The organism is Pelomonas sp. KK5, assembly GCF_001984095.1.
Lineage (GTDB): Bacteria > Pseudomonadota > Gammaproteobacteria > Burkholderiales > Burkholderiaceae_C > KK5.
Window position 1 is genome coordinate 1 of record NZ_LYVQ01000578.1, and the last position, 424, is coordinate 424.

A 424-nucleotide genomic window follows, 5' to 3' on the forward strand; every position below is an offset into this window, starting at 1 on the left:
AACCCGCAGTTCCAGCCGACGCCTAACGGCGCGGCTGAACGCAATCGTTAGACTCTTTTGCATTCCGCGATGAAGACACCGACCGACGACGAGTACACGCACTTGCACCGTTACCTTGAGTACACGTTGCATGAGCTGCCCGCCGGTGTTCTCTACGGCCACAACAGCGCGAACGAGCAAGAGTGCGCCGAGTTGATGGAGGCCACTTATCAGCTTGAGCGGTTGGCGACAGAGCGTGGCGTAGATCTCTCGGAGTTTCTTGGCGCTTGCCGCTGGCACTACGAGCGATACCCTCACTACTTGGGCCGGCAACGGCACTTCGGCAACTATGCCAACTACATGGCTAAGCACGATGCGCCGGCCAAGATCAGAGCCTAACCCGCAGTTCCAGCCGACGCCTAACGGCGCGGCTGAACGCAATCGT

The 424-nt window shown here is 59.4% G+C and carries 1 protein-coding gene; it reads left to right on the plus strand.

Annotated elements, in window-relative coordinates; all coding sequences use genetic code 11:
* Positions 1-69: 69 nt before the first annotated feature.
* Positions 70-378 (plus strand): hypothetical protein, encoded by a 309-nt coding sequence (locus B0W88_RS32325; RefSeq protein ID WP_077038463.1) that lies wholly within the window; start codon positions 70-72, stop codon positions 376-378.
* The last annotated feature ends 46 nt before the right edge of the window (positions 379-424 follow it).

Excerpts from the sequence above, each read along its gene's own strand:
- B0W88_RS32325 (WP_077038463.1), top strand. The coding sequence starts at position 70 with ATGAAGACACCGACCGACGACGAGTACACGCACTTGCACCGTTACCTT.